Genomic DNA, 1,805 nt, shown 5'->3' with positions numbered 1-1,805 from the left:
ATGCAAGACACAAATAAAGAAAATAGTATATAATATTGTAATTATATAATTTTTTTCTGATATATGTGTAAGTATTGGAGTTAAAGATATAACTATTGCAATAAGATATACAAACTTACCCATAATAAAATTCCCCCTCATTAAAATATTTCGTTGTAATTTATATAATCTATAAAGTATTTTTTATCTTATTTACAACTTTATTAAATATATCCCTTACTTCTCTTACATTTAATAATAATACTAAAGCTATATATGTAGCACTTCCTAATATTACAGATATAAAACATTTAATAGCCGTAAGTTTTCTAGATTCTACAATAAATTCATTTCCATAGTTAAATATTGAGTTATAAGTAAATTTCATTATTATAAACATTACTATAGATGCAATACATACCTTTATAAAAGTAATTAATATATAACTAAATCCTAATTTTCCTATCTTTTTCCTCAAAGATACTAATAAAAGTGCTGTAGTTACCATAGCTGATATAGAACTTGCTAAAGCAAGACCACCTATTCCAATTATCCTTACTAAAATTATAGATAATACAATATTTATAACTACTGATATCGTTGCATTTCTTACAGGTGTTTTAGTATCCTGCAATGAGTAAAATGACTTAGCCAATAATTCTTTCAATCCATATGCTAATATTCCTATTGAATAAAAAAATAATGCTGTTGATGTAAGATATGTATCATGTGAGTTAAAAGAACCATCTTCAAAAAGAACTTTAACTATTTCTGTTGAGAAACTTGTCATTATTACCATTATCGGCAACATTATTATTACTATCATATTTATAGATTTTGAAAGATTTATCTTGAATAATCTATTATTACCTTCACTAGATAATTTTGAAAGTATAGGATACATTATTGTAGATATTGCTACTGCTATAACTCCAACAGCAAACATATTTAACTTATTAGCATAATTTAGTGCTGTAATACTTCCACTATCTAGCGTTGATGCTAATGTTCTATTTACAACTGCATTTATCTGATTTATATATGAACCTAAAAATACTGGTATTACTAAAATTAGTATATGTCTTATATTTTCATCTTTTAAATTTATAGTAAACTTATGTTTATACCCTTTTTTTGTTAATAATGGTATTTGAAATAACAGCTGAGCCATATAAGCAATTAAAGTTCCATAAACCATAACATAAGAATTAGTTTTAGATGCTAATATAATAGATACTATGACTAATATATTAAATGGTATAGTTATAGCCCCTGAAATATATACATTTCCTGACGCAATTAAGTATGATGATACTAATCCATTTGTAGCTATAAACATCATGGAGAATATTAATATTTTAGAATAAATAACTGTTAAGTCAAAAACTTCTCCCTTAAATCCTACTGCAAATATTTTTACTATATATGGAGCAAATATTATCCCTAATAATATAAATAAAAAGCTGATTATAATAACTATATTAAGTATATTGCTTGTAAATTTATTTACTTCATTCTGGCCTTTACTTGACTTAATTTTGAAATATATAGGTATAAATGTTGTACCTAAAGCTGTACTTATACCATCAAATAAAACTATCGGTATGTTGAGGGCTGTAAGATATGCATCTGTTATCTGACCAGCTCCAAATGTCTGTGCTAATACTATATCTCTAAAAAATCCAGTAATTTTAGATGTTAATATTATAAACATTAATACTATCGTTGCTACCTTATCTTTCTTTGCCATAAATATTCCTTTCTTATATTTCTTATAAATTTATATGTATTATTAACTTAATATATATAAATTATTGTAAATAATT

General features: G+C 24.2%; 1 protein-coding gene. It reads right to left on the bottom strand.

Going from position 1 to position 1,805, the window contains the following annotated elements; all coding sequences use genetic code 11:
• Nucleotides 1–169: 169 nt before the first annotated feature.
• Nucleotides 170–1,729, bottom strand: a complete 1,560-nt coding sequence (gene murJ / locus G3997_RS01255) for a murein biosynthesis integral membrane protein MurJ (RefSeq protein ID WP_296646851.1) — start codon at nucleotides 1,727–1,729, stop codon at nucleotides 170–172.
• Nucleotides 1,730–1,805 lie beyond the last annotated feature (76 nt).

This window comes from Romboutsia sp. 13368 (assembly GCF_018336475.1).
Classification (GTDB): Bacteria; Bacillota; Clostridia; order Peptostreptococcales; family Peptostreptococcaceae; genus Romboutsia.
Note: the sequence above shows the minus strand (reverse complement) of the source record. Positions and strands in the feature narration are given on the sequence as shown.

Excerpts from the sequence above, each read along its gene's own strand:
- murJ (WP_296646851.1), bottom strand. The coding sequence starts at position 1,729 with ATGGCAAAGAAAGATAAGGTAGCAACGATAGTATTAATGTTTATAATA.